At 71.2% G+C, this 26,202-nt stretch carries 25 protein-coding genes; 8 read left to right on the top strand and 17 right to left on the bottom strand.

Annotated features, from left to right (window positions below):
* Nucleotides 1-30 precede the first annotated feature (30 nt).
* From P3T34_RS14085 to P3T34_RS14130, 10 genes are all read right to left on the bottom strand, one after another.
* Nucleotides 31-1,074, bottom strand: a complete 1,044-nt coding sequence (locus P3T34_RS14085; RefSeq protein WP_280666379.1) for a beta-ketoacyl-ACP synthase III — start codon at nt 1,072-1,074, stop codon at nt 31-33.
* Nucleotides 1,071-2,057: a VlmB-like protein gene (locus P3T34_RS14090; RefSeq protein WP_280666380.1), complete on the bottom strand. Its 987-nt coding sequence runs from the start codon at nt 2,055-2,057 to the stop codon at nt 1,071-1,073. Before P3T34_RS14090 ends, P3T34_RS14085 begins: the two co-directional genes overlap by 4 nt.
* Entirely contained in the window at nt 2,054-2,641 is a 588-nt protein-coding gene (locus P3T34_RS14095) for a flavin reductase family protein (protein WP_280666381.1), read from the bottom strand. Before P3T34_RS14095 ends, P3T34_RS14090 begins: the two co-directional genes overlap by 4 nt.
* Nucleotides 2,638-3,195, bottom strand: coding sequence for a hypothetical protein (locus P3T34_RS14100; RefSeq protein WP_280666382.1), 558 nt, complete (start codon nt 3,193-3,195; stop codon nt 2,638-2,640). The genes P3T34_RS14095 and P3T34_RS14100 overlap by 4 nt, the downstream gene beginning before the upstream one ends.
* A gap of 89 nt (nt 3,196-3,284) precedes the next feature.
* Nucleotides 3,285-3,773 carry an SRPBCC family protein gene (locus P3T34_RS14105; protein WP_280666383.1) on the bottom strand — a complete coding sequence of 163 codons (489 nt, stop codon included), beginning with the start codon at nt 3,771-3,773 and terminating at the stop codon, nt 3,285-3,287.
* 2 nt (nt 3,774-3,775) lie between these two features.
* On the bottom strand, nt 3,776-5,074 hold the full coding sequence (locus P3T34_RS14110) for an aminotransferase class III-fold pyridoxal phosphate-dependent enzyme (protein ID WP_280666384.1): 1,299 nt from the start codon (nt 5,072-5,074) through the stop codon (nt 3,776-3,778).
* A 46-nt stretch (nt 5,075-5,120) separates the two neighbouring features.
* Nucleotides 5,121-6,260 carry an acyl-CoA dehydrogenase family protein gene (locus P3T34_RS14115; protein ID WP_280666385.1) on the bottom strand — a complete coding sequence of 380 codons (1,140 nt, stop codon included), beginning with the start codon at nt 6,258-6,260 and terminating at the stop codon, nt 5,121-5,123.
* A 25-nt stretch (nt 6,261-6,285) separates the two neighbouring features.
* The gene (locus tag P3T34_RS14120) at nt 6,286-7,908 is read right to left on the bottom strand and encodes an aldehyde dehydrogenase (RefSeq protein WP_280666386.1); all 1,623 of its coding nucleotides are present in this window, start codon (nt 7,906-7,908) and stop codon (nt 6,286-6,288) included.
* A gap of 146 nt (nt 7,909-8,054) precedes the next feature.
* Nucleotides 8,055-9,524, bottom strand: a complete 1,470-nt coding sequence (locus P3T34_RS14125) for an MmgE/PrpD family protein (RefSeq protein ID WP_280666387.1) — start codon at nt 9,522-9,524, stop codon at nt 8,055-8,057.
* A gap of 67 nt (nt 9,525-9,591) precedes the next feature.
* Entirely contained in the window at nt 9,592-10,590 is a 999-nt protein-coding gene (locus tag P3T34_RS14130; RefSeq protein ID WP_280666388.1) for a diacylglycerol kinase family protein, read from the bottom strand.
* A 226-nt stretch (nt 10,591-10,816) separates the two neighbouring features.
* On the opposite strand from P3T34_RS14130, the gene P3T34_RS14135 reads away from it, so the two are divergent.
* The 4 genes from P3T34_RS14135 (at nt 10,817) to P3T34_RS14150 (ending at nt 14,931) form a co-directional block, all read left to right on the top strand.
* Nucleotides 10,817-11,821, top strand: coding sequence for a DUF2156 domain-containing protein (locus tag P3T34_RS14135; protein ID WP_280666389.1), 1,005 nt, complete (start codon nt 10,817-10,819; stop codon nt 11,819-11,821).
* A gap of 48 nt (nt 11,822-11,869) precedes the next feature.
* Complete coding sequence (locus P3T34_RS14140) at nt 11,870-12,046, top strand: hypothetical protein (protein WP_280666390.1); 177 nt, start codon at nt 11,870-11,872, stop codon at nt 12,044-12,046.
* Nucleotides 12,047-12,296: 250 nt separating this feature from the next.
* Nucleotides 12,297-13,439: an acyl-CoA desaturase gene (locus tag P3T34_RS14145; RefSeq protein WP_280666391.1), complete on the top strand. Its 1,143-nt coding sequence runs from the start codon at nt 12,297-12,299 to the stop codon at nt 13,437-13,439.
* Between the two features lie 127 nt (nt 13,440-13,566).
* Nucleotides 13,567-14,931 (top strand): MFS transporter, encoded by a 1,365-nt coding sequence (locus P3T34_RS14150; protein ID WP_280666392.1) that lies wholly within the window; start codon nt 13,567-13,569, stop codon nt 14,929-14,931.
* An 87-nt stretch (nt 14,932-15,018) separates the two neighbouring features.
* On the opposite strand, the gene P3T34_RS14155 is transcribed toward P3T34_RS14150, so the two are convergent.
* From P3T34_RS14155 to P3T34_RS14170, 4 genes are all read right to left on the bottom strand, one after another.
* Nucleotides 15,019-15,297, bottom strand: coding sequence for an acyl carrier protein (locus P3T34_RS14155; RefSeq protein WP_280666393.1), 279 nt, complete (start codon nt 15,295-15,297; stop codon nt 15,019-15,021).
* 142 nt (nt 15,298-15,439) lie between these two features.
* On the bottom strand, nt 15,440-15,640 hold the full coding sequence (locus tag P3T34_RS14160; protein WP_280666394.1) for an acyl-CoA carboxylase epsilon subunit: 201 nt from the start codon (nt 15,638-15,640) through the stop codon (nt 15,440-15,442).
* A gap of 27 nt (nt 15,641-15,667) precedes the next feature.
* Nucleotides 15,668-17,326 (bottom strand): acyl-CoA carboxylase subunit beta, encoded by a 1,659-nt coding sequence (locus P3T34_RS14165; RefSeq protein WP_280666395.1) that lies wholly within the window; start codon nt 17,324-17,326, stop codon nt 15,668-15,670.
* A gap of 122 nt (nt 17,327-17,448) precedes the next feature.
* Nucleotides 17,449-18,267: an AfsR/SARP family transcriptional regulator gene (locus tag P3T34_RS14170; protein ID WP_280666396.1), complete on the bottom strand. Its 819-nt coding sequence runs from the start codon at nt 18,265-18,267 to the stop codon at nt 17,449-17,451.
* Nucleotides 18,268-18,602: 335 nt separating this feature from the next.
* Between P3T34_RS14170 and P3T34_RS14175 the strand changes: the two genes are divergently transcribed.
* The 4 genes from P3T34_RS14175 (at nt 18,603) to P3T34_RS14190 (ending at nt 24,114) form a co-directional block, all read left to right on the top strand.
* A complete protein-coding gene (locus P3T34_RS14175; protein WP_280666397.1) occupies nt 18,603-18,887 on the top strand; it encodes a TIGR04351 family putative TOMM peptide in 285 nt (94 codons plus the stop codon).
* A 2-nt stretch (nt 18,888-18,889) separates the two neighbouring features.
* Nucleotides 18,890-21,175, top strand: a complete 2,286-nt coding sequence (locus tag P3T34_RS14180; RefSeq protein WP_280666398.1) for a TOMM precursor leader peptide-binding protein — start codon at nt 18,890-18,892, stop codon at nt 21,173-21,175.
* Nucleotides 21,176-21,251: 76 nt separating this feature from the next.
* Entirely contained in the window at nt 21,252-22,757 is a 1,506-nt protein-coding gene (locus tag P3T34_RS14185; RefSeq protein WP_280666399.1) for a SagB family peptide dehydrogenase, read from the top strand.
* Between the two features lie 73 nt (nt 22,758-22,830).
* Nucleotides 22,831-24,114, top strand: coding sequence for a histidine kinase (locus P3T34_RS14190; protein WP_280666400.1), 1,284 nt, complete (start codon nt 22,831-22,833; stop codon nt 24,112-24,114).
* 42 nt (nt 24,115-24,156) lie between these two features.
* Here the strand turns inward: P3T34_RS14190 and P3T34_RS14195 are convergent, their stop codons facing one another.
* From P3T34_RS14195 to P3T34_RS14205, 3 genes are all read right to left on the bottom strand, one after another.
* A complete protein-coding gene (locus tag P3T34_RS14195; RefSeq protein WP_280666401.1) occupies nt 24,157-24,765 on the bottom strand; it encodes a response regulator transcription factor in 609 nt (202 codons plus the stop codon).
* Between the two features lie 177 nt (nt 24,766-24,942).
* Nucleotides 24,943-25,848, bottom strand: a complete 906-nt coding sequence (locus P3T34_RS14200; protein ID WP_280666402.1) for a 4'-phosphopantetheinyl transferase superfamily protein — start codon at nt 25,846-25,848, stop codon at nt 24,943-24,945.
* Complete coding sequence (locus tag P3T34_RS14205; RefSeq protein WP_280666403.1) at nt 25,845-26,159, bottom strand: acyl carrier protein; 315 nt, start codon at nt 26,157-26,159, stop codon at nt 25,845-25,847. The genes P3T34_RS14200 and P3T34_RS14205 overlap by 4 nt, the downstream gene beginning before the upstream one ends.
* Nucleotides 26,160-26,202: the final 43 nt, after the last annotated feature.

Raw genomic sequence — 26,202 nt, forward strand, 5'->3', positions numbered from 1 at the left:
GTACGGGGGTGTTTCAGGTACGGGGTGGGCTCAGCCGGCCAGGTCGGGCCAGGTCACCGTGGCGGCGCCCCAGGCCAGCCCGCCGCCGAAGGCGGTGAGCAGCACCCGGTCGCCGGCCTTGAGTTCGCCGTTCTCGTCGGCCTGCGAGAGCAGCAGCGGGATGGAGGCGGCGCCGGTGTTGCCGACCCGCTCGATGTTGGACAGCCGCCGCTCGGGCTCGATGCCCAGCCGCTCGGCGACCGCCTCCAGGATCCGGCCGTTGGCCTGGTGCGCGGCGAACTTGTCGATCTGGCCGGGGAACCAGCCGGCCGCGCCGACCGCCTGGAGCGAGGTCTCGGTCATCCGCTCCACCGCGTGGCGGTAGGTGGCCCGGCCGGCCATCTTGAAGTACTGGTCGCCCGGCTGGGGCGCCTCGGTGGACGAGCGCTGGCGCGAGCCGCCGGCCGGGACGGTGATCAGCTCGCTGAGTTCACCGTCGCTGCCGAGCACGATCGGGCCGACCGCGCCGGGCTCGTCCGCCTGGCCGGCCCGCAGCACCACCGCGCCGGCGCCGTCCGCGAAGATCACGGCGGTGGTGCGGTCGTCCGGGTCGATGATCGAGGTGAAGGCGTCGGCGGCGATCAGCAGGACCCGCTGAGCCACCCCGGAGGCGATCAGGCCGGACGCGGTGGCCAGCCCGTAGAGGAAGCCGGTGCAGACCGCCGAGACGTCGAAGGCCGCCACCCCGCCGAGGCCGAGGCGGGAGGCCACCGCGGGTGCGGTGGCCGGGCAGGGGTGGTCGGGTGTGGTGGTGGCCAGCACCACCGCGTCGACCTGCGAGTCGTCGGCGGACTTGAGGGCGCGCCGGCCGGCCTCCACCGCCAGGTCGGAGGTGGCGACGCCGGGGGCGACGTAGTGCCGGGTGGCGATGCCGGTGCGGGTGCGGATCCACTCGTCGGAGGTGTCCAGGCGCTCGACCAGGTCGGCGTTGGTGACCAGGTCCGGCGGCACGTACGCGCCGACGCCGACGATGACGGCGGAGCGTCCGGGCGGCGGGCCCGGGCGGCGCAAGGGGTCCGGCAGTCCGATGGTCATACCGTGTCGCCTCCGCTGCTGCTGAGAACTTCCACCGGCAGGCCCATGTAGGCCATCCGGCTCTCGGCCATCTCGTCGGTCCACTGCTCGGCCATGTCGTAGCGCTGGTCCGGGGTGGTGTCCAGGAGCCGGACGCCGGGCCAGACCTCGTAGTCGCCGATCTTGTCGGCGTGCTCGGCCATGCCCTGCTGGAAGAGCTCCTCGCGGTGGATGACGAACTGCCGGTCCGGCAGCTCGTCCCAGAGCTTGACGCCGGCCTTGAGGATCTCCATCAGCCGCGGGCGGTACTCCGGGTGCTTCACCAGGTGGTCGCGCAGGATCGTGCTGGCCACCGTGAGGTGGCGGATCTCGTCGATCGCGGTGCCGCGGGAGATCTCCCCGGTGGCCGGCGAGAGCGGGGTCCACTTGCGCTCGCTGAGCTCGGCGGCCGGGGCGAGCACGCCCTCGATGACGATGGCGAACACCGCCACGCCGCCCGCGAAGTCGCCCTGGTCGCGGACGATCTCCAGGGTGAAGTCCTCCACCGGCTGGAGGATCTGGCGCCGGTAGTCGGCGGCCATCGCGTCGATGTCCTTGAGCAGCGTCGCCTCGGGCATGCCGAGCTCGACCAGGTGGTTGCGGAAGACCCGGGCGTGCCGGGCCTCGTCGACCAGCTGGGTGGTGTAGAACTCCAGCTCGGGCATGCCGGGCGCGGCGGCGACATAGTGGGCCAGCAGCCGGGTGGCGATCTCCTCGGAGAGCCCGCGGAAACCGAACTCCAGGACCAGCGCCTCGCGCAGCGGACCGGGGCGCTTCAGGAACTCGGGGATCCCGGCGTCCTTGTGGTGGCCGGTGGCGCCGCGGTCGCGCAGGGTGCCCTGGGCGACCTCGGTGAACCAGTAGGCGAGATTGCAGTCCTCGGGGCCGAGGGTGAGCTCCTTGGCGCCGTCCAACAGCCCCGGGGCGGTGTCCCACCCTGCCTCGTGTGCAACGGGGTTGGTCATAGCTCCGCGTTCTCCTTCCTGGTGCGACTGATCCCGGACCCCGCCGCGGGGACCGGGAGCGGACCTGCGAACAGGCCGCCGGCGTAGCTGAGCAGCGGGGCGCCGTCCACCGTGTCGGCGTACACGACGGTGCCGAGCAGCACCTCGTGGTCCCCGACCCGGTAGCAGCCGGTGACCCGGCAGTCGTAGTGGGCGAGCGCGCCGTCGAGCAGCGGCGCGGCCGCGTAGCGGGAGGGCTGCCAGCCGAGGCCGTCGAACTGGCGGGCGCCGTCGGGGCGCGAGCTGTTGGCGAACCAGAGGGCGGTGGAGTCCTGCCCGCCGGCCAGCACGTTGATCGCGAACCGGCCCTCGGCGAGGGCGAGTTCCGCCATCACCGAGCCGGCCTTCAGGGCGGCCCCGAGGATCAGCGGGCTGTTGGAGATCAGGGTCACCGAGCTGATCGTGCTGCCGTGCAGTCGCTCACCATGACTGACAGTCAGCACGGAAACGGGGCAGGCCAGTTGTTGCATCGCCTCGCGCCGCTGCGGCCCGTCGGCGGTGTACCGCCCGGCTGCTGCGGTGCGCGGCGCGGCGGCGGTGCTCATCGCCGCGCTCCGTGCGTGGCGGGCTCCCGCTTCGGCGTGGCCGCCACGGGCCGGACGGCCGGGATGTGGCCCACCGGCACCGGGTCGCCGCCGTGGCCGACCGGCTTGGGGTGCGGCAGGCCGAGCTCGTCGAGCAGGCGCAGGTAGCCGGGCTGGCGCACCGGCTCGAAGGGCAGCGCGAAGGACTTCATGAAGTTGCCGAACAGGCCGCGGTCGCCGAAGAGATGGAACGGCAGCACCAGCAGCGCCCACTCGGGCTTGACCAGCCAGCACCAGAGTGCGGCCACCGCGCCCTGGGTGATCAGGCTGTGCATCACGTTGTACATCACGTAGTACGTCTTGGAGATCGGTCGGCCGCCGGCCTTCTTGAAGGCGATCGCGCCCGGGATGTAGCCGATCAGGTCGATGTAGAGGAACAACCCGATCGCCGGCAGCCAGCGGATGTCGCCGACGTGCGCGATGATGAACCCGGTGGTCACCGCGAGGCCGACCAAATACTCGGCGCGATGCAGGGAGTAGGTTCTCGGGGTCTCGAAGGGATTGGCCTGGTCCACGGTTCAACTCCTGGAGCGGCGTGGCGGATTCAAGGTTCGGGAGCGGGGAGTCGGCCGCGCCGGGCAGGGGGTCCCGGCGCGGCCGACGGTCAGTGGGCTGCTGCCGCGACGTCCTTGGGACCGATCTCGACGTCGCCGAGGATGGCGGTGTCGGCGAAGAGCCCGGTCACCGCCCAGGCCACGGTCTCCCGGATGACGCGCTCGGCGATCGGGTCGAGGATGCCCTCCAGGCTGGGGATGCCGAAGTCGAAGTCGGCCTCGAAGTGCACCTCGACGTCGTCGCCGTCCTGGCGCACCTCCCAGCGACCGACGAAGCTGTCGAAGTCGCCGTCGGTCTGCTCGAAGCGGATCTGCAGCAGGTCGGTGAAGAAGTGGTCCGCCTCCGTCCAGCGCAGCAGGCCGCTGCGGAAGTGCAGCTCCCAGCTGGAACTGCCCACCGGCTCGGGCAGGGTGGAGTGCACGGTGGTGGCCCGCACGTGCGGGGCCAGCTCGGGGTAGCGCTCCCAGCGCAGGACGGCCGCGAAGACGTCCTCCGCGCGGTCGGAGCGCACCAGGGCGTTCAGTTCAACGTGTCGCACGGTCAGTTACCGCCTTCTGGCATCTTGGCCGAACCCGAGACCAGGTCGCGGGTGGCCTTGTCGAAAGAGTCGAGGAGGAACTCCACGTCGGTGTCGGTCAGGATCGCCGGCGGGGTGAACCGCACCACCGAGCTGCCGTTCATCGAGTGGTTGGCCACGACACCGTGGTTGAAGAGCTCGATCAGCAACTCCCCGGCCAGGCCTGCCTCGACCAGCTCGATGCCGATCAGCAGACCCTGGCCGCGGACGTCGACGACCAGGTCGGGGATGTTGCGGTAGGCGATCTCCTTGATCCGCGGGAGCAGGCGCGAGCCGAGCTCCATCGCCTTGGAGACCAGCCGCTCCTCCTGGATCGCCTGGATGGCGCCCTGGACGGCCGCCATCAGCAGCGGCTGCCCGGAGAAGGTGGCGGTGTGCACGTACGGGTCCTTGTCGAAGGGCTTGAAGGCCTTCCGGGTGGCGATGGCGGCCGAGACCGGCACCACGCCGCCGCCCAGCGCCTTGCCGGCCAGCAGCACGTCGGGGCGCACGCCCTCGGTGTCCAGGCCCCACCACTCGCCGAGCCGGCCGAAGCCGGTCTGCACCTCGTCGAGGATCAGGAAGCCGTCGAACTCGCGGACCAGCTCCTCGACCTGCTTGAGGTAGCCCTTGGGCGGGATGATCACGCCGCCCTCACCCTGGACCGGCTCCAGGATCACGCAGACCTCGCCCGGGTGCGCCTTCAGCTCGTCGCGCAGCACGTCGGCGTCGCCGAACGGGATGTGCGTGCAGTCCGGCAGCAGCGGGCGGAACGGCGCCTGGTAGACCTCCTTGGCGGTGGCCGACAGGGCACCGAGGGTCTTGCCGTGGTAGCCGCCGCGCATCGAGACGGTGCGCTTGTACCCGTTGGCGCGGGCCAGCTTGAGGCCGGTCTCCACCGCCTCGGCGCCGGAGAGCGAGAAGTGCACCCGGTCCAGGCCCTCGGGGGTGACCGAGACCAGCGCCTCGGCGGCGCGGGCCACCGTCGGCTCCAGCAGGATGCGGGTGGCGGTCGGGTGGGTGTTGAGCTGGCGGAGCACCGCCTCCATGACGATCGGGTGGCGGGCGCCCATGATGAAGACGCCGTAGCCGCCGGCGTTCAGGAACCGCTCGCCGTCACTGGTGGTCAGCCAGGCGCCGGTGGACTCCACCTCCATGTGGCTGCCGAACAGCTCGGCGAGGGTGGCCCGGCCCTTGCTGAGGTGGGCGCGGTAGAGGCCGAGGATCTCCTCCTCGGTGTCCACCGGGCCGGTGCCCAGCGGGGCGGTCTGCAGGTCGGTCACGGAAACTCCATTTCAGGTACGAGGATCGATACCGGCAGGCGCGGTCTTAGGAGAGTTCGAGCGGGGCGCCGTTGAAGTAGGCCAGCAGCGGCTCGGCCGCGCTGCCCCGGGACGGCGGGTGGAAGGCCAACGGCCGTACCGCGGTGGCGAGTCGGGCGTGGTCCGAGGAGCGGATGAAGTCCAGGCCGCCGAGCAGTTCGAGCGCCTGGTCGGCCGCCCTGGCCAGCGACTCCTGGGCGGCGAAGCGGGCGACCAGCACCTGCGCCACCGCCTCCTCGCCGGTCGCGCCGTCGCGCACCGCGCGGGCGGCGCCCTCCAGCAGGGCGAAGGACGCCTCGACCCGGATCGCCGCGGCGGCCCGTTCGCTCGCGCTGCCCCGGCCGCGGTCCAGCACATGCTCGATCAGCGCCGAGGCGGCGCCCGCGTAGCCGGCCGAGATCAGCATCTCGAACCAGACGAAGCCGGCGGTCTGCAGGTCGTCGATCCGGTGCGGGTCCTCCTCGGAGGTGCGGATGACCAGGTCCTCGGGGACGAAGACATCGGCCAGCTGGACCTCGTCGCTCTCCGCGGCTGCCAGCACGTCGTTGCCCCAGAAGGGGTGCACGGTCAGGCCGGGCGAGGTCGCGGGGACCAGCGCCAGCGCCATCTCCGGGTTCCCGTCGGCGCCGGGCACGGCGATGCTGGCGGTCAGCGTGTCCATCGAACGGGCCAGGCTGCAGGGCTTCTTGGAGCCGCCGAGCCGGTAGCCGCCCGCCACCGGGACGGCGGTGACCGCCGGGGTGAGGATGTTCTGCTGGGTGCGGCCCTCGGCCCAGCCGGAGGCCAGCACCCGCTGCTGGGGCACCACGCCGTGCAGCAGGTCGAGCTGGGCCTGGGTCAGCCGGCCGGTGCCGTCGGCGAGCGAGTAGAGCATCGCGGCGGTGAAGTGGTGCATCGTCACCGCGGCGGCCAGCGAGGGCGACAGCGCGCCGACGGCCCGCTGCACCCGCACCGCCTCCACCGGGTCGGCCCCGTGCCCGCCGTACTCGGCGGGGACCAGCAGCGCGACTCCGCCGTTGGCCCGGAACAGGTCGATCACCGGGCTGCCGGGGGCCTCACGCTCGGCGTACGGGATGTCGGACAGGGCCTTGACCAGCCCGGGATGGTACCGCTCGCAGGCATCGCGAGCGGTGTCGAGGGAGCGCACGGAAGAACACCTCCGATAGGTGTGGTCAGGAGCCGAAGACCGCTTCGCGCGGGCTGACGTCGTGGGCGATGCTGACGCCCTGGATGTGCGAGGTCTTGAGCATCGGGTAGTTGGCCTCGCCGTAGACGCCGCCGGTGAGCCCGGTGCCGCCGTGGCTGGGCAGGTAGGGCAGGAAGCCGATGTGCGAGTCGTTGACCTTCAGCAGACCGCCGTTGGTCACCCGCTGGACGAAGGCGTTGATCACCTTCGCGGACCTCGCCCACAGCGAGTTGCGCAGGCCGTACTCGTTGGAGTTGACGAACTCGATGAAGCTGTCGAGCAGTTCGTCGTTGTCGCCCGGCTCGGGGACCACGATCGGCAGCAGCGGGAAGAAGGTCTCGTGCCGCACCACGTGGAAGTCGCGGGCCTGCGCCAGGCCGTTCACCCGCAGCACGGTGGGCTGCAGGAAGACGCCGGTCTCCGAGGGGGTGCCGTCCACCTCGGTGCGCTTGCCGCCGGTCACCAGCTCGGCGCCCTGGTCCAGCGCGTCCTTCAGCAGGCCGAAGAACTTCTCGCTGCGGCGCACCGGCGACAGCAGCACGTCCTCGTCCTCCGGGTAGCCCGGGCGGACCGTCGCCACCTGGCGCTTGACCTCCTCGATCAGCTCCTCGGCGATGGAGGGGTGCACCAGCACGTAGTTGGGCACCATGCAGATCTGGCCGGAGCCGTAGAAGGACTCGGTGATCGCCTCGGCCGCGTACTTGATGTTCGCGCCCTCCCAGACGATGATCCCGTCGTTGCCGGCCAGCTCCAGGATCGGCTTGGTGCCGTTGGCGACGCACTGCTCCTGGAAGCGCAGGCCCTCCTGCGAGCCGCCGATGTAGAAGATGTCGTTGACCAGCGGGCTCTCCACCCAGCGGTCCAGGGTCTGCTTGGGGTTGCTGCAGACCACGTTGAGCACGCCGGGAGGCGCGCCGACCTCGTCGAGCAGCGGGGCCACCACGTCACGCAGCACCCACAGGGTGCTCAGCGCGATGCTGCGCGGGGCGCGCACCACGACCGCGTTGCCGGCCATCAGGGCGAGCACGGCGAGGGCCGCGCTGGGCGCCGGGGCGTTCTGCGGCGGGTTGAAGCCGACCACACCGTCCGGCTGGCGGCGGACGATCAGGCGCCGGCCGTTGTGCTCGAACTCGGTGTGCATCCGCTGGCGGTACCACTGGATGCTCTCCTCGCTGTACACCTGGAGCAGGCAGCTGAGCTCCCAGCGGGCCAGCTTCACCGGGTGCGCCTCGGAGACCAGCATGTCCACGAACTCGTCCTTGCGGCGCAGCAGTTCCTCGCGGAACAGGCTGCCCAGGCGCATCCGGCGCTCCAGCGGGACGGCTGCCCAGCCGGGGGCGGCGGCGGCCGCCGCCTCACTGGCGAGGTCGATGGCCGCGTCGCCGGCGATGGCGCACCGGCCCACCACGTACGGGTGCTGGCTGGCCTCGGAATCCGGGTCCTGTTCCAGTGCTCGTTTCAGGCTGACGCTGGTGAAGACGTCCTCCAGCAAGGACCTGGCACTGACCGTGTAGACCCAGCCGTCGCCTTCGATGTCCTTTCCCGCGATATACAGCGGATAGCTTCGGAGCGGCTTTTCCCGCCCGTCCACCGAATCGTCAAGAAGCATGCTCAGGGCCTTTCCCCAGAATTCCGACCGGGCGCCTCAGGTATCCCGACAGATGAATTCGAAACCGTATTTTCATCCGAAGCCCGATGATGGTGACAGAGCCGTCTGACTCCCCACTGACGCGGAGCTGATCCGCTATTGGACGATCAACCCAACGCCGCGCTGATCCACTTCTGGAGATCGTCGGCCGACATACCGTCCAGCTCCCCGGCGGCGTCCGCCACCGCCAGGCTGCCGCCGAATTCGAGGAACTTCTCGCGCATCAGCTCGGCGTGGTGGGCCCGGGTGTGCGGGCCGGCCGCCGCCAGCGGGACCAGCCGCTCCCGGGTCACCGTGCGCCCGTCGGTGAGCCGGACCGTCACCCGGGCGCCGGTGGCCTTGGTCGAGGCGCTGAAGTCGCCCAGGACCCGGCTGTTGGCCGCGTCGACCGCGAGCTTGGCCTCGTGCTCGCCGGCGAACTCGCGCAGCCAGGGCTCGGCCGCGTCACCCGCCTGGCGCAGCGCCTCGCCGAACGGCGCCTCGGAGGCGAACAGCGCTCTGGTCAGCTCGGGGTCGTGGACCAGCCGGACCCGGTCGGCGACCTGCCAGCGGCCCCGGTCGTTGATCATCGGCGCGGTGAAGTCGTCGACCGTCAGCTCGCCGTTGAGCAGCGCGGTGGCCACCGGGTACGGCGTGTGCAGTACCAGCGCGCCCAGCGGTGAGTCAGGACCGGTCACGTAGGCAGCGGCCTTACGGCCGGCGAAGAGGGTGTAGAGCGAGGCTTCGACGACCACCTCGGCGATCTCGTCCGGGTGCAGCGGGCCCAGCTCCTTGCGCAGCTCGGCGGCGCAGTCCACGGCCGCGTCGACCCCCGGGCCGCCGGGGTGCAGCTTGAAGGAGAGCGTCTCGGTGTGCCAGCGCTCGCCCAGGCCCGCGTTGACCGCGTCCGGCAGCGGGACGGCGGAGAAGCGGTCCAGGAAGCCGTCCGGGTGCTCGATGATGTCCACCGCGCCGCGCAGGCCCACCCGGGCGCCGTCGCACGCGTCCATCGCGGTGCGCACCGGCGTGAAGGTGTTGAAGATCCGCGCGTCACTGGCCAGGAAGGCCCGCATCAGCGGCCAGTTGGGCATCGCGAAGGCCAGGCCGAGCGCACTGGTCCACACCGCGTCGTCGGCGCCCTCGCAGTGCAGCCGGCCGCTCACCGCGCCGGCCAGGTGGGTGTGCACCGCGCTGTGTCCGCGCAGCGGGCCCAGGGTCGCCGCGGCGGTGATCCGCGCCGCGCACTCGTTGGCCGCCACCACCGCGGTGAGCAGGTCCGCGCCGCCGAGCCGCCGGTCGTAGGCGTAGGCGAGCGGGACGGCGACGGTGGAGTTGGAGAGGTGGCCGGCGTAGGCGGTGTCGTCCAGGTTGAGGAACGAGCCGAGCCCGGCCAGCACGCAGGCGGAGAGCCGGGCGTCGTGCTGCAGCGGCGGGCCGAAGGCCTCGGTCAGCCGCCGGCCCAGCGTGTGCACGGAGCCGGCCCGGATCGAGGCGATCTGGGAGAGCACCTGGCTGGCCGCCAGCGCGCGGACCCGGTCGGGGATGTCTTCGGGGCGCAGCCACGCCGCCCAGTTCGCGAGTTCCTTGAGAACGGCCATGTCGGGCTCCCTGGTTCGGGCGGCCCGGCACGCGGCGGCGCCCGGCCGCCGGTGTCGTGAGTAGTGGTCAGGCCGAGAACTGGGCTTGCAGCGGCTGGCCGGGGCGGGCCGCGCGGACCGGGGCGCCCCACACCGGCAGCGCCCCGGGCAGCACCTCGAGCGTCATCGAGCCCCAGCGGGGCTCCTGCAGCTCGCCGTCGTGCTCGAAGCAGAGCGGCCGGCCGTCCAGGCGCTCGACGACGATCCGCCGGCCGCGGCCGTAGGCGACGCCGGGCAGGTTGAGGTGGCGCGCCTCGCGGGTCAGCTCGGGCACATTGGCCGGGTGCACCTCGGCGCCGATGACGCAGACGTCGAGCAGGCCGTCGTCCAGCTCGGAGTGCGGCAGCACCAGGTACTGGCCGCCGCGGTAGCGGCCGCCGCCGACGTTGGCGAGCACGGTGTCGCCCTCGTGCAGCACGACGCCGTCCACGGTGACCCGGCCGGGGTACGGCGTGAAGGCGGCGGCGGTGTCGGCGAAGGCCTGCGCGTAGCGCTCGCGGCCGGCCACCGGGATGGCGCGGGCGGTGACCAGCGCCTCGGCGATCACGCCCGAGCAGGCGCCGAGCAGCACCAGCTCGTCGGTCTCGGCGAGCCTGGCCAGGTCCAGCCTGCGCAGCTGGGCCTGCGGCCCGGGGCCGGCCAGCAGCGCGGCCAGCGACTGCTGCCAGGGCTGCTCGCCCCAGAGCATCTTGTAGCCGGAGTTGCCGGTGCCGGCCGGGATGATCGCCAGGGCGGCCGACGGCTGACGGCCCTCGCCGGCCAGCCCCTCGACCACCTCGCGCACCGTGCCGTCGCCGCCGACCGCGACCACCAGGTCGGGGACCGCCCCCTCGCCGTGGCCGCTCAGGGCGGCCCGGACGGTGGCGGTGGCGTCGCCGCGGAAGGCGGTGCGGTGCAGGACCACGTCGTCCAGCCGTGCCGTGCACAGCCGGACGACCTCGTCGAGCAGGGCCGCATGCGTGGTCCCCGCGGTGGGGTTGGCAATGATCAGGGCCCCTCGGGGGGGCTGAACAGCTGCGGATGCCATGGTCAGAAGTCTCCAGACGATGCGTGCGACAGCCACGACCCAATGCGTGCGACCGGTCTCCCGGGCTGTTCTACAAGGAGCACGCTGTCAGTCTGTCCTGACATCCGACTGACACTGGACTGACGGCGCCGCACGGTGTATCGGAGGCACTATCCCACCACCATTTCCGGATGCTCTACTTTCCCCACCGCCTATTCGCCCGAGAGCAGAAGGGAATGGCATTCTGATGTCACCCACCACCCTGACCGGCACCGATAATCCGGTCCTTGCGGCCATCCGCAACCACACCGCCTCCGAGAACCCCAGCTCGTTCCTGGCCCTCAACAGCGGCAACAGCGTCTTCACCGTGCCCGGCACCGAGGGCGTCATCGTCTACCGCCGCACCGGCCGGCACCTGGTGCAGTTTGGCGGCCCGTTCGCCTCGCCCGAGGCGTCCGACAGCCTGCTCGACCACTTCGTGACCTTCGCGCGCGAGGAGCAGCTCCAGCTGGTCGCCGTGCAGTTGCAGCGGGCCGACGCCGAGCGCTACGCCCGGCACGACTTCACCGTCAACCAGCTCGGCGCCTCCTGGGCGGTGCACCTGCCGGAGTTCACCCTGAAGGGCAGCCGCTTCATGCAGCTGCGCAACAAGATCTCCCGCGCGTTCCGCAACGGCCTGCAGGTCGCCGAGGTGCCGGCCGACCAGGTCGAGGAGGCGCTGAGCGTGATCGACGGCGCCTGGCTGGGCTCCAAGGGCGACCACGCCCGGCAGTTGGAGTTCCTGGTCGGCCAGATCGGCGGACCGGCCCAGGAGCACCGCCGGCTCTTCGTCGGCACCATCGACGGGCAGCCGGTCAGCTACATCTCCTACTCCCCCGTGTACGGCAGCCGGGCCGGCTGGATGCACGACCTGAGCCGGCGCATCCCGGGCGGCTCCCCCGGCCTGATGGAGGCCATCAACTCCACCGCCATCGACGTCTTCCGCAGCGAGGGCGTGGAGTGGCTGCACTTCGGCTTCACGCCGTTCACCGGCCTCTCCCAGGAGGCCGAACTGCCCGGCTACAGCCTCTCGTTCCAGTGGCTGATGCACTTCCTGTGGGCCGAGGGCGAGGCGGTCTACCCCGCCCAGACGCAGCTCGCCTACAAGGACAAGTGGGCCCCCGACACCCTGCTGCCCGAGTACGTGGCCTTCGACGGGCCCGCCTCGCTGGCCTCCTTCGCGCACATCTTCCGTGCCTGCAACGCCTTCTGACCCACCATCACCACGATCTCGTCACCACCGATCTCCGAGGAGAGCTCGATGTCCCAGCCCGCACCCACCATCGACGAGCTGAAGCAGTCCATGGTGGAGTCCTTCATGGCCATCATCGGCGCGCCGGACGACGCGCAGACCGCCCGCGACGCCGACCAGGTGGTTCGCACCCTCGACGCCCTGCTGATCGCCGAGGCGGCCGCGAACCCGCTGAGCACGGTCTGATCGGCCGCGGTCACCCAGCGGGAGCGGCCCGGCCCGGCAGTCAGTCCGGGATCAGGACCACGTCAGAGCGGTGTCGGACGCTGTGCCCGTGTCCGGCGTCCGGCACCGCGCTCCCAGCGCCGGTCGACCCGTTCCATCGGTCGCCTCCGGACGCCGCCAGCGGACCGTACCCACCACCGCCGCGCCCCGAGCCTGACAGCCGTCGTGCCGTCAGCCAGGACCGGGCGCCCTGCTTCTAGGAGCTCACGGTATGCAGTCTCCGCACGTCAGCCAGGCCGAACCGGGCGTCGTCGACACTCTCGACGCACGCCGTGTCCCGAAGGGGTCAGGGGCAGCGGAAGTCGGAGCCTCGGCCACCTTCTCCGAACTCCTGAAGCGGGTGAAGTCCGAGGGCCTACTGGACTTCGACCCGCGCTACTACGTGGGCAGGCTCGTTCTCAACACCACGATGATTGTGGCAGGACTCGCCGCCTTCTTCGAACTCGGCTCCTCCTGGTGGCAGTTGCTGGTCGCCGCCTGGATGGGCCTGTGCGGTGCACAGAGCTCGTTCATGTGGCATGACGCCGGCCACAAGGCGATGTTCCGCAGCAAGAACGCCGCCACCGTGGTCGGTTACCTGCACGCCAACTTCGTCAACGGGGTCAGCTACGGCTGGTGGGTCAACCACCACAACCGGCACCACAGCCACCCCAACCACCTGGAGCTCGACCCCGACATCGGTCGACGCACCGCGATCTTCGACATCAAGCAGTACGCCACCCGGTCCGGCGTGCAGCGCTTCATCGTGCGCTACCAGAGCGTGCTCTTCTTCGTGCTGCTGACGCTTGAGGGCTTCAAGATGCAGCGCACCGCCGTCAAGGCGATCGCGAAGGGCGACACCAAGCACCCGGCCCTGGAGTCCGCGCTGATCCTGGCCCGGGCCGTGCTCTACCTGGGCTCGGTGTTCTGGCTGCTGTCGCCGCTGCAGGCCGTCGCCTTCATCGTCGTCCAGCAGGCCGTGCTCGGCGTGTACTTCGGGCTGCTCTTCGCGCCCAACCACAAGGGCATGGAGACCCGCGACGGCGAGGAGGAGACCCTCGACTGGCTGGAGCGCCAGGTGCTGACCTCGCGCAACATCAACCCCTCGCCGCTGATCGACTTCCTCTACGGCGGTCTCAACTACCAGGTCGAGCACCACCTGTTCCCGGCGATGGCCCAGAAGAACCTCGCCCGCGCCCGGGAGCTGACCATGGAGTACTGCGCGGAGCGCGGCGTGCCGTATCGCGAGGTGGGCTTCTGGGCCTCCTACCGCGAGGTCGCCAGCTTCCTGCACGAGGTCAGCGCGCCGGTCCGGCGGGGCGAGGGCGATGCCATGGCCGCCGCCCGGCTGGCCGCCGGTCGTCAGGCGGCCTGAGCGCTCAACTCCCCCAGCAGAACGAGCAGGACCAGGACAACCAGCAGAACCATCAGCTGACCCCATATCGCCACCCACCGCCCCGGCCTGGTGCCGGGGCGGTCCAGCAGAGGAGCCGGTGCACGTCATGCTCGACCAATCCGTGCGGACCGCCAGACCCGCGCCCCGCCCGTCGATCGGGGCCAGGCTGGACAGCCTTCCGATCACCCCGGTCCATCGCAGGCTCACGGCCATCGTCGGCGTGGGCCTGCTCTTCGACACCTTCGAGAACAACCTCTCCGGGACCATCTCCAAGGTCCTCCAGCACCAGTTCGCCTTCGGTGGCAACACCCTCAAGCTGGTGCTGGCCTCGGCGTTCGTCGGGCAGTTCATCGGCGCCCTGGTGCTGGGCCGGGTCGCCGACCGGATCGGCCGGCGCAACGCCTTCCTGATCAACCTGGGCATCTACTCGCTCTTCTCGCTGCTCGGGGCGTTCTCCCCGAACGCCGACTGGCTGATCGCCACCCGGTTCCTGGCCGGCGTCGGCATCGGCGCCGAGCAGGCGCTGTCGGACACCTACCTGGCCGATGTGCTGCCGGCCGGCAAGCGCGGGCGGTTCACCGCCTGGGCCTACACGATCGCCTTCTGCGGCGTGCCCGCGGTGGGCTTCGCCGCACTCTGGCTGGTGCCGCTGACCCCGCTGGGCATCGCCGGCTGGCGCTGGCTGTTCGTCCTCGGGGCGCTCGGCTCGGCCGTGGTCTGGGTGGTGCGCCGCCGGCTCATCGAGTCGCCGCGCTGGCTCGCCTCGGTCGGCCGCCACGCGGAGGCCGAGCACCTGGTGGCCGAGTTGGCCGGGCCGCACTACCGCGCCATCGCCGTGCCGAGCGGCGGGGCAGCCGAACCGGCACCGGTCAGGGCTCGGGTGCGGGACGTCTTCAGCGCGCCGCTGCGCCGCCGGACCGCGATGCTGTGGATCTTCTGCATCCTGTCGGCGGTCGGCTACTACGGCTTCGGCTCGCTGGCCCCGGTGATCCTGGCAGCCAAGGGCTACAGCATCGTGGCCGGCCTCGGCTTCACCGCGCTCTCCTTCGTCGGCTACCCGATCGGCTCGCTGATCTCGGTCCCGATCATGGACCGGGTCGAGCGCAAGCTGCTGGTGGCGGCCTCCGCGATCGCGATGGCGCTGTTCGGGCTCGGCTTCGCGTACGCGGGCTCGGGGGAGCTGATCGTGCTGTGCGGCTTCGGCTACACGGTGGTCAGCAACGTCTTCTCGACGGTCTCGCACGTCTACCTGGCCGAGCAGTACCCGACGTCGATCCGGGCCGCGGCCTCCGGCGCGGCGTACTCGCTCTCCAAGCTGAGCGCCGCCGCGCTGCCCTTCGTGCTGCTGCCGGTGCTGCAGGACCACGGCGCGGGGCCGCTGTTCGCGGTGATCGCCGGTGCGATGGCGGCGCTGACCGCCACCGTGCTGCTGCTCGGCGACCGCACCACCGGGGAGCCGGTGGACCGCTGAGCCGGCGCAGGCGAGACTCGAAGGGCCCGTTCCCCAGAGACTGGGAACGGGCCCTTCGACGCGGTGGCGGCCGGAGCCGCCCCGGCCTCAGTTCTCGCGGTTGGCCGCGGCCTGCTGCTCCTGGGCAAGAAAGGCGGCCATCGCCGTCACCGTCGGGTGTTCCCAGGCCACCGCGGGCTCCAGGTAGAGCACGAACTTCTCCTCGATGTCTCCAAACAGGCTGAGCGCGGCAACCGAGTCAAGGCCGTACTCGACCAGCGGCACCTCAGTGTTGATCTCGGACTGCGGCCGGGACAAGTGGGCGCTGAGCCGCTCGGTCAGCCAGCTCTTGATCTCCTGCTCGTGGACCGATCCTGGAACTGTCATCAGATGCTCCTTCGCAGTGGCGGCGTCTCTGCGCAGCGTGCACGGCGGCACTCAAAACCGACTCGAACCGGTCTGGACGCCCGGGCAGACCGGACCCTGCGCGCAGGTCCGGTCATCGCGCCGCTCGGCCGATTTCCGCTGGTCAGGCCGCGTCCTGCCAACTCAGCGGTGAGGAGTAGCCCGCGGGGGCCCAGGTGCGCAGCCGGACGACGACCCCGCCGGCCGCACCGGCCGGCTCGGCCTCCGGAGCCGTACGGGTGCCGAGGCGGGCCATCAACACGGCGGTGAGCGCCGCGAGTTCGTCGTCGGCCAGGGTGCCGCGGGTGAGGGTGATGGTGGTCATGGGCGGTCCTTCCGTCGTTTTCCGTTGCTACATGGGCGGGTTGCCGTGCTTGCGGGAGGGCAGGTCGGCGTGCTTGGTGCGGAGCATGGCGAGGGCGGCGGCGAGGACGGTGCGGGTCTCGGCGGGGTCGATGACGTCGTCGACGAGGCCGCGTTCGGCCGCGTAGTACGGGTGCATCAGCTCGCTCTTGTACTCCTTGATCTTCTGGGTGCGCATCGCCTCGGGGTCTTCGGCGGCGTTGATGTCGCGGCGGAAGATGACGTTGGCGGCGCCCTCGGCGCCCATCACGGCGATCTCGTTGGTGGGCCAGGCGTAGGAGAGGTCGGCGCCGATCGAGCGGGAGTCCATGACGATGTAGGCGCCGCCGTAGGCCTTGCGCAGGATCAGCTGGATGCGCGGGACGGTGGCGTTGCAGTAGGCGTAGAGGAGTTTGGCGCCGTGGCGGATGATGCCGTCGTGCTCCTGGTCGACGCCGGGCAGGAAGCCGGGGACGTCCAGGAGGGTGACCAGCGGGATGTTGAAGGCGTCGCACATCTGCACGAAGCGCGCGGCCTTTTCCGAGGCGTTGATGTCCAGGACGCCGGCCAGGGACTGAGGCTGGTTGGCGATCAGACCGACGACGTGGCCGTCGATGCGGGCGAGGGCGACGATGACGTTGGTGGCCCAGCGCTCGTGGATCTCCAGGTACTCGCCGTGGTCGACGATCTCCTCGATGACCTTGCGCATGTCGTAGGGGCGGTTGCCGTCGGCGGGCACCAGGTCCAGCAGGGCCTCGCAGCGCCGCTCGACGGGGTCCTCGGCGGGGGTCGCCGGCGGCATCTCGCGGTTGTTCTGCGGCAGCATCGACAGCAGGAAGCGGACCTCCTCGATGCAGGAGGGCTCGTCGTCGTAGGCGAAGTGCGAGACACCCGAGACGGCGGAGTGCACGTCCGCACCGCCCAGACCGTTCTGGCTGATCTTCTCGCCGGTGACGGCCTGCACCACGTCGGGACCGGTGATGAACATCTGCGACGTCTCGCGGACCATGAACACGAAGTCGGTCAGCGCGGGACTGTAGGCGGCGCCACCCGCGCAGGGGCCCAGCATCACCGAGATCTGCGGGATCACCCCCGACGCCCTGGTGTTGCGCTGGAAGATGCCGCCGTACCCGGCCAGCGCCGTGACACCCTCCTGGATCCGCGCACCCGCTCCGTCGTTCAGCGACACCAGCGGCGCACCCGCCGCGATCGCCATATCCATGATCTTGTGGATCTTCTGCGCATGCGCCTCACCCAGCGCCCCACCGAAGATCCGGAAGTCATGCGCGTAGGTGAACACCGTCCGGCCGTTCACCGTGCCCCACCCCACGATCACACCATCGGTGTGCGGCTTCTTCCCCTCAAGACCGAACCCCGTCGCACGATGCCGACGCAACGGCTCCACCTCATGGAACGACCCCGCATCCAACAGCAGATCGATCCGCTCACGCGCCGTCAACTTCCCCTTGGCATGCTGCGCCTCGGTCGCCTGGTCACTGGGACCACGCCGCACCTGCTCACGCAGTTCGTGCAACGCGACCACCCGGCCGCGCGCTTCGGCGGGCCGGGTGGGTGGGTCGTCGACTGCTAGGGGCGCCTGTGGCGCCGTCGGTGTACTGCCGACCCCGATCTCAGCGGAGCCGACCTCCAGATCCTCGATGATGGCCATGACAGCGGACCGTAGAAACGGCTTCTCGCATCTGGCTGGTCTCGGCCTGGAACCCCGGTGGAGACGGACGTCGGACTCCGCCGGGGTGGGGCTCGGACCGGTCGATCCTGGACCGACTGGTCTCAGCCGACCGCGCGGGCGGACTCCAGCACCAGCTCCTCGCCGACCAGGTCGAGCCGCGGATCGGCCGCGAGCACCGCGCCGTGCAGTCGGCGCAGCCGGGCCGAGGGCTCGATGCCGAGCTCCGCGACCAGCGTGCCGCGCAGCCGCTGGTAGGTCTCCAGCGCCTGCCAGGCCCGACCGGAGCGGTACTGGGCCAGCATGAACTGGGCGTGCAACCCCTCGTGCATCGGGTGCCTGGCCGCCAGCACGGTCAGCTCGCTGAGCATCCCGGCGTGCCGGCCGAGCCGCAGGTCCGCGGCGATCCGGCCCTCCAGGGCGCCGAGCCGGGCCTCCTCGAGGCGCAGCACCTCGATCTCCAGCACCCGGCCGGTCTGCACGTCCACCAGCGCGGGACCGCGCCACAGGGCCAGGGCCTGACCCAGCATCAGCGACGCGGTGGAGTCGTCGCCGGCGGCCAGCGCCGCCTGCCCGAGCCCGAGTGTCCGTTCGAACTCGCTGGTGTCCACCTCACCCGGCTGGACGTCCAGCAGGTAGCCGCCGTGCCGGGTGACGAGCACCTCCTTGGCGGAGCCGCTGCGCTCGGCGCCGAAGGCGGTCGCGAGCCGGCGGCGCAGCTGCAGGATGTAGGTCTGCAGGGTCGTGGCCGCACTGCGCGGCGGCCGCTCCCCCCAGATCTCCTCCATCAGGGTCGGAACGGTCACCACCTGGTTCGCCTGGAGAGCCAGGAGGGCCAGGATCTGCCGAGGCTTGGGCGCGCTGGGGACGATGGACGTCTGCTGCTCATGAGCGACGAACGGGCCCAGAAGCTTGATCTGCACGGATCCGCCTCCTTTCGAGAGCTGGATGGCACTCCGGGCGGAGCGGTGGCACGGGCCACGGGCCGACATGCCCGCACGGGCCTCCCTGCCGGTTCGATTTCCGCTGCCGCCGCATCGAGTGCGCTTGAGAAAGCTTGGCACGCACCCGGGGCCGTCCAACAGTGAGATCCTCACGGCTTTGGCCTCACGGACGGGCAGTGTCGGGGCATGAGAAGTTCACCCTCAACCCATGAGCGTTCCACTGTCCGAGCGCGAGTGGTTTCACACAGACTTCCGTGACGTACCAACATCACCGCTCAAGCCTCGATCAACCTCTCGGCCACCGGAGTGTCTTCGTGATCACCGCAACTGTTCCCGATGCACCGTCCACCAACGCCCTTGAGTGCGACTGGCGTTTCGCCGAACTTGTCGTGTGGACCTACCTTGACCCGACACTGCGTACTCGCTACACCGTCGAACCGGCCGCTGTGCTGGCCGAGTTCGGCCTGCTCCTGCCAGCCGGGACCGCCGCGCCGTCGCTGGACGGACCGGCTGGCGGTGGCCTCGTCATCACCAACGCCGACGATCTGACCGCCGAAGGCATCACCAGCTTCTGCCAGGTCTCCGGCAGGGGCGTCTGAGGATGATACGGACCTCTGAACGCCGCGGCCCGCTGGTCGGGTTCAAGAGGCACCTCCGAGCCCACGTGGTCTCCCCCGACAACGCCTACCTGGTCTCCGACCGCGGGGTGACGCATCTGCGCGGCGCCCACCTGGAGACGCTCGCCCCGCTGCTGGACGGCACCCGGGACCTGTCGGCCCTGGTCCGGGAGACCGGCTCCGCCATGACCACCCAGCAGCTCGGCCACCTGCTCGGCACCCTCTCCGAGGCCGGTCTGGTGACCTACCGCCCCACCGAGCAGCCCACCTCGGCCGGCGACCGCCCCGCCGAGGCCTTCTGGGAGCTCGCCGGCCTCGACGGCGCGCACTCGGCAGCACAGACCACGACCGGCTCGGTACGGATCATCACCCTCGGCAGCCACTCCCCCGCCCAGGTCCGGGCCGCCATGCGGGCGGCCGGCCTCACCTGCGCCCCGGCCGGGGCCGGCGTCGAGGACGCCGTGCTCACCGTGGTCGTCTGCGACGACTACCTGACCCCCGGGCTCCAGCAGATCGACGCCGACCAGCGGGCCGCCGGACGGCCCTGGCTGCTCGCCAAGCCCAGCGGCTCGACGCTCTGGGTCGGGCCGGTGTTCCAGCCGGGCACCAGCGGCTGCTGGTCCTGCCTGGCGCACCCGCTGCGGGCCAATCGCTTGGCTGAGATGACCGCTGCTCAGGAGAGCCGCTCGCGCTGCCCCGAGGCCTCGCTCGCGCTGACCCGCGACCTCGGGCTGCAGCTGGTGGCGCTGGAGGCCGTCAAATGGCTCGCCGGCTACCGCCACCCCGGGCAGCAGTCGGTCCTCACCCTGGACCCGCTGGACGTGCAGGGCCGCCACCACACCCTGGTGCGCAGACCGCAGTGCCCGACCTGCGGCGACCCGGCGATCGGCGCGGCGCCCACCACGCGGCCGGTCGTCCTGCGCTCGCGCCCCAAGACGCACCAGAACGGACAGGGGCACCGCGCCCTGACGCCGCAGCAGGTGATGGAGCGGTACGGCCATCTGGTCAGCCCGGTGACCGGACCGGTGCGCGACATCCGCCGCCATCCGCACGGACCGGCCTTCCTCAACTCCTTTGTCGCGGGACACAATCCCGCCGCGCAGCAGAACGGCTCAGCCGCGGGCCCGGTGATGCGGATGTTCAGTGGCGGCAAGGGGACCACCGAACTAGACGCCCGGGTCGGCGCGCTGTGCGAGGCGCTGGAACGCCACTCGGGCACCTTCCAGGGCGACGAGCCGCGGATCCGGGAGACACTGCGCGGCCTCGGGGACGCCGCGATCCACCCCAACAGCTGCCAGCTCTACGACGAGCGCCAGTACCGCGACCGCAAGCGGTGGAACGCACAGCACTCCGGCTTCCAGCAGGTCTGCGACCCGCTCGACGAGGACACCCCGATCGACTGGACCCCGGTCTGGTCGCTGGTCACGGGCGACCAGCGCCTGCTGCCCACCTCGATGCTCTACTACGACGCCCCGCACGAGGGACCGGGCCGGCGCTACGCCGTGGCCGACTCCAACGGCTGCGCCGCCGGCAGCAGCCTGGAGGACGCCATCCTGCAGGGCTTCCTCGAACTGGTCGAACGGGACGCGGTCGCCCAGTGGTGGTACAACCGCACCCGTCAGCCGGGTGTCGCCCTCGCCGCCTTCGCCGACCCGTGGATCGGCGAACTGCACCAGGTGCACGGCAAGTTGAACCGCGAGGTCTGGGCGCTGGACCTGACCTGCGACCTGGGCATCCCGGTGATGGCCGCGTTCTCCCGGCGGACCGACAAGCCGCAGGAGGACATCATCTTCGGCTTCGGCGCGCACCTCGACCCCAAGGTGGCACTGCGCCGCGCGCTCACCGAGATGAACCAGCTGCTCCCCGCCGTCGTCGAGGTCGGTCCGGACGGGGCCGGCTACGCCCAGGGGGATCCCGACGCCCTGGGCTGGTGGCGCACCGCGACCATCGCCAACCAGCCGTACCTGATGGGCGATCCCCGCCAGCAGTGCAGCCGGCCGGACAGCCACCCGTGGACAGCCCGGCCGGATCTGCGCGACGATGTGGAGGCCGCCTGCGACCTGGTCAGCCGCAACGGCATGGACCTGCTGGTGCTCGACCAGACCCGCCCGGACATCGGACTCCCGGTGGCCCGCGTGGTGGTGCCGGGGCTGCGGCACTTCTGGACCCGCTTCGCCCCCGGACGGCTCTTCGACGTCCCGGTCCGCACCGGCCGGCTCGACGCACCGACGCGATACGAGGACCTCAACCCGATTCCACTGTTCGTCTGAGAGTCCACCGGGAATCAAGTAGCGTCGCCGAATCTGAGCGGATCGTCGGCTCATCAACAACCAGCGGGGAACTGACATGCGGCCTTTGTCCGGGGACGAGACGCCTGCACTCCGTCTGCTGGCGTCGCTGACCGAGGACGTGCACGTCGAGTTCTCGGAGACGGACGAGGACATCCTGCTGCACAGCCGCTGGAGCACCCACCGGGTGACCCGTCCGGACCGGACCACCCGGGAGGCCCTGCGGCGGATGAGCTTCGGCCCGATCTCGCTGCGCAACGTGCTGGAGGACGGGGACAGCGCGGCCAAGGAGCGGCTCGAGCAGGTCCTGGAGGACATCCAGCACCTGGTGGTCCGCTCGATCGGGCTGACCGACACGGAGATCCCGCTGCTCTCGGCCAGCCCGATGACCCCGCAGGCCCGGCTCGGCCCGCACCGGATCGACCCCGACCAACCGATCCGGCTGTCCCGCTTCGCCACCCTGCACAGCGAGGGTGACGGCTTCGTCATGGAGTCGCCGCTCTCGCTGTTCCGCGTGAAGGCGCACCGCGCGGCGGCCGCCGACCTGCTGGGCGCCTTGAGTTGGACGACCACGCTGGAGGACCTGCTGAAGGGCGTGCCGCTGCACGGCCCGGCGGTCGCCGAGATCGTCGCCCAGCTGCTGGCCACCGGCATGGCGATCGCGGCCCAGGCACCGCAGTCGCGGTCGCAGACCGAAGCGCGGTTCGCCGAGGACAACGACCCGGTGCTCGCGGCCTGGTCCCCGGTGGACCTGCTGTTCCACACCCGCAGCACCACCGGCCGGCACAACAACGACTTCGGCGCGACCTTCGCCCAGCTCGGCCGCTCCGCGCCGGCTCCGGCCGTCAAACCGACCCCGGCCGGGCCGCGCTACGCGTTACCGCAACCCGGCCCAGCCGGCCAATCCGGCTCATCCGGCTCATCCGGCCAGGACGCCGCCCACACCTCGCTCTTCGCCCTGCTGGACGCCCCCTGGCCGACCATCCGCCCCGACGCGGAGCACGACGAACTGACCATCGACCAGCTGGGCGAGCTGCTGTACCGATCGATGCGGGTCCGCTCGGTCGACACCCAGCCGGCCGGTCCGATCCGCTACGAGGTCAGCGACCGGCCCGGCGCGCGCGTCAGCGGTACCCACCCACTGGAGGCGTACGTCTCCGTCAACCGATGTCGTGGGCTGCCGCGGGGCACGTTCCACTACGACCCGGTGCTGCACACGCTCACCCTGCTGCACTCCGGCGAGGCCGAGCTGGCGGAGCTGCTGCAGTGCACTCAGGCGGCGGCCGGCCTGAGCGGGCCGCCGGCCGCCGTCCTCACGCTGACCGCGCGGTTCTCCCGGGCCACCTGGAAGTACAGCGGCCAGGGCTACGCGCTGGTGCTGCGCGACAGCGGCGCCGCCATCCAACTGCTCAGCCTGGTGGCCGCCGCCCTGGGGCTGGCCACCGTCGCCGTCGGGACCGGCGACATCGAGGTCGGACCGCGCACCGTCGGGACGGACTGGCGGGTCGAGTCAACGGTCGGTCAACTCGTCCTGGGAACCCATCCAGCGAGTCCCACCGGTTGAGCAAAGACTGTGCCGTGGTCTGTTCCACCCCGTAGTCTCGACCTCCTGAGCAGCTTTGGTGGAGGGGGGTCCAGTGATCATCGCAACGGACGAGGCGGCGAGCACCAGCCGCTCCGAACAGGACGGGCAACCGGCACCTCGTACCCGCTGGGCAGCCCTGCGCCGCCCAGCCGCCGGCCCCGAGCAGCCGGCGCCACGGTTCGCCGTCGTCATCCTGCTGGTCATGCTGGGGACCTACTCCTTCCAGATCGGCGTCAACCTCCTGGTGGTGAGGCCCGGCAGCTCGGCCTCGTTCGTCGGCCTGGCCTGTCTCCTGGCCGTCGACGCCCTGCAGATGGTCCACTCCCTGCCGCGCGCCCAGGCCCTGCGCAACCGCTACGGCCGCTGGACCCTGGCCGCCCAGGCCGTGCTCACCTTCGCGCCGATCGTGCTCTACGGCCGGATCTGGGGCTCGGTCGGCGGGTTCCTGTGCGGCTCGGCCCTGCTGGTCCTTCCGCCGCTGGCCGGCTGGAGCATGTTCACCCTGGTGGCGACCGCGGTCTCGGTCATCGGCGCGCTCAACGGCAGCACCTTCGACCAGTGGCTCTACATCACGATCTCCACGGTGGCGACCGGCCTGATGGTCTACTCGCTGAGCAAGATGGTCACCCTGCTCATCGAACTGCACCGGGCACGCGGCCAGTTGGCCAGGATGGCGGTCGCCCAGGAGCGGCTGCGGTTCGCCCGCGACCTGCACGACCTGCTCGGCTACAGCCTCTCCGCGATCACCCTGAAGAGCGAGGTGGCGATCCGTCTGGTGAACCACCACCAAAGCCGTGCGGTGGACGAGTTGACGTCCATCCTGGGCATCTCGCGGCAGGCCCTGTCCGATGTCCGCGAGGTGGCCAGCAGCTACCGCGACATGTCGCTGACCACCGAGGTGGAGGCCGCCGGGGCAATGCTGGCCACCGCCGAGATCGAGGTGAAGACCGAGATCTCCGGGCCGCCGATCGCCGGCCGGGCGGACACCGTGCTGGCCACCGTCCTGCGCGAGGCCGTCACCAACATGCTGCGCCACAGCAAGGTCCAGCACTGCCTGATCGAGGTCCTGGAGCACGACCGGACGGTCCGGCTGCGGATCGTCAACGACGGCGTCTCGCAGGAGAAGCCGACCGACTCCGAGCGGCAGGGCACCCGGGCGGGGAGCGGCCTGGGCAACCTGGACAGCCGGGTCCGAGCCCTGGGCGGACGGCTGGCCGCCGGAGTCAGACCGGACGGCAGATTCGAGGTGCTCGCCGAGATCCCCATGGAGGCGACCCGACCGGTGCTGCGGACCGCCGGCAGCGAGGCCGCCGACCTCCGGGCCGAAGCCGCCTAGGGCCCGGACAGGCCCTAGGGAGCGGCCCCGGAGCCGGGGTCGTCAGGAGAGCCAGCCCGCCTCGTCGGCGATCCGGATGGCGTCCACCCGGTTGCGGGCGTTGAGCTTGGTGACGATGGTCGTCAGGTAGTTGCGCACGGTTCCCGCCGAGAGGAACAGCGCCGAGGCTATCTCGACCACCTCCGCCCCACCCGCGGCCATCCGCAGCACCTCCACCTCCCGCTTGGTGAGCGGGCTCTCCAGGTAGTCCCAGGCGGCCAGCGCGAGCTTCGGGTCGATCACCCGCTCGCCGGCCGCCACCTTGCGGATGGCGCTGGCCAGTTGGTCCGGCGGCGCGTCCTTGAGGATGAAGCCGGAGACATGCGCGCTGAGCGCCCGGCGCAGCGTGCCGGGCCTGCCCAGGCTGGTCAGGATCAGCGCTCTGCACTCCGGTAGCTGCTCGTGCAGCGCGGCGGCCGCCGTCAGGCCGTCCATCCCGGGCAGGTCGATGTCGAGCACGGCGATGTCCGGTCTATGGGACAGCGCCTGGGGAATGATCAGGTCACCGTGCTCGACCTCGGCGACCACCTCGATGTCCTCTTCCATCCCCAGCAGCGCCACTAACGCACCGCGGACCATGTTCATGTCCTCGGCCAGCAGAATCCGGATCACTGAGCCCCCCGCCCCGTTGCACTGCCGCCAAACCCTCCCCCGGGAGGCCTCACCGCAGACTTTTCCCTGGCGCGGACCCGCCAGTTCCGCGATTTTATCCGGAAGATCGCGGAAGGCAACATGGCAATCACCCTACGAGACGCTTACGGCGCAGGGGCTCTACGGCAACTACGGCTGCTACGACTGGGCTTCGGCGGCTCCCTCCCGCCCGCCGGAGGCGATCAGCGCGTCCACCAGACCGTCGTCCAGCATGGTGCGCGCCGCGATGTCGGCGGTGTCACCGAAACCCGCGTCGAAGAGCGCGACGCTGACCGTGTACAGCCGGTCGATCTCCCAGGTGCCGAAACTCCACTCCTCGCCGGTTCCCGGCGAGCCGTCCGGCCGCAGCACCTGCACCCGCTCGGCGCCCGGGGCGAAGCCGAACTCGGTGAAGCGGAACCGCAGCCCCTGGCCGATCGCCTTGCTGTAGGCCTCCTTGAGGGTCCACAGCCGGACCAGCGCGGGATTGCGCCGGTGCTCGGGCTCGGCCTCGAGCAGCGAGATCTCGTGCGGGGTGCAGATCTGCTTCTCCGCCCCGGTCCCCAGCAGCCGGCGCGCGGCCAACTCCGCGTCCACCCCGATCCAGCCGCGCCGGGTCAGGCCGACCACCAGCAGGTCCTCGGTGTGGCTGAGGCTGATGTCCACCTGGTCGCAGCCGCGCAGGTAGGGCCGGCCGCCCAGCTTGTAGGCCAGGTCGACGGTCTCCGGACGGGCCTGCAGCACCTCGCCGGCCGCGTGCTTGAGCAGCAGCCGGGAGGCCAGGAAGCGGGCGCGGACCTGGTCGTGCGACATCGCCTGGTAGCGGGCCCAGTCACGGCCGAGCACCGCGCAGTCGTCCGCGGCCTCCACGGCGTCCGCCGCCCCGGACCCATCGGAGACCGGGTCGGGGTCGGCCGGCAGCCAGTCGCCGAGCCGCGAGACCAGCACGGCGCTGCCCCGCTCGGCGAGCGCCTCGCGCACCGCGTCCCACGGCCCGGCCGGCCCGTACACCCGTAGCGGCTCCCCCGCCAGCAGGCCGGGACCGGGGCCCGCGTACGCCGTCACGGCTGCTGCTCCTGGGCCAGATCCGACAGGTACTCCACCAGGGTCCCGACGCTCAGCAGGCTGCCCACCATGTCGGAGAGCGAGAGCATGCCGAGCTCCGGGAAGCGGGTCTCCAGGCGGTACTTGAGCTGCATCAGCATCACCGAGTCGAAGCCCAGGTCGTCGTAGAAGCGCGCGTCCACCGCCGGCAGCCCGACCCGGTCCGGGTCCTGCGCGGCCACCACGGCCGCGACCTCCAGGGTGACCGGCTCCAGCCAGACATCCTGCGGCCGGGCCAGCACCGCACCGGATTGCTCCGCACCCGGCGTCATGACAGCACTCGCTCTCGCTGATTGATCGTCATGTCCTTGACGT

The organism is Kitasatospora sp. MAP12-44 (assembly GCF_029892095.1).
Classification (GTDB): domain Bacteria; phylum Actinomycetota; class Actinomycetes; order Streptomycetales; family Streptomycetaceae; genus Kitasatospora.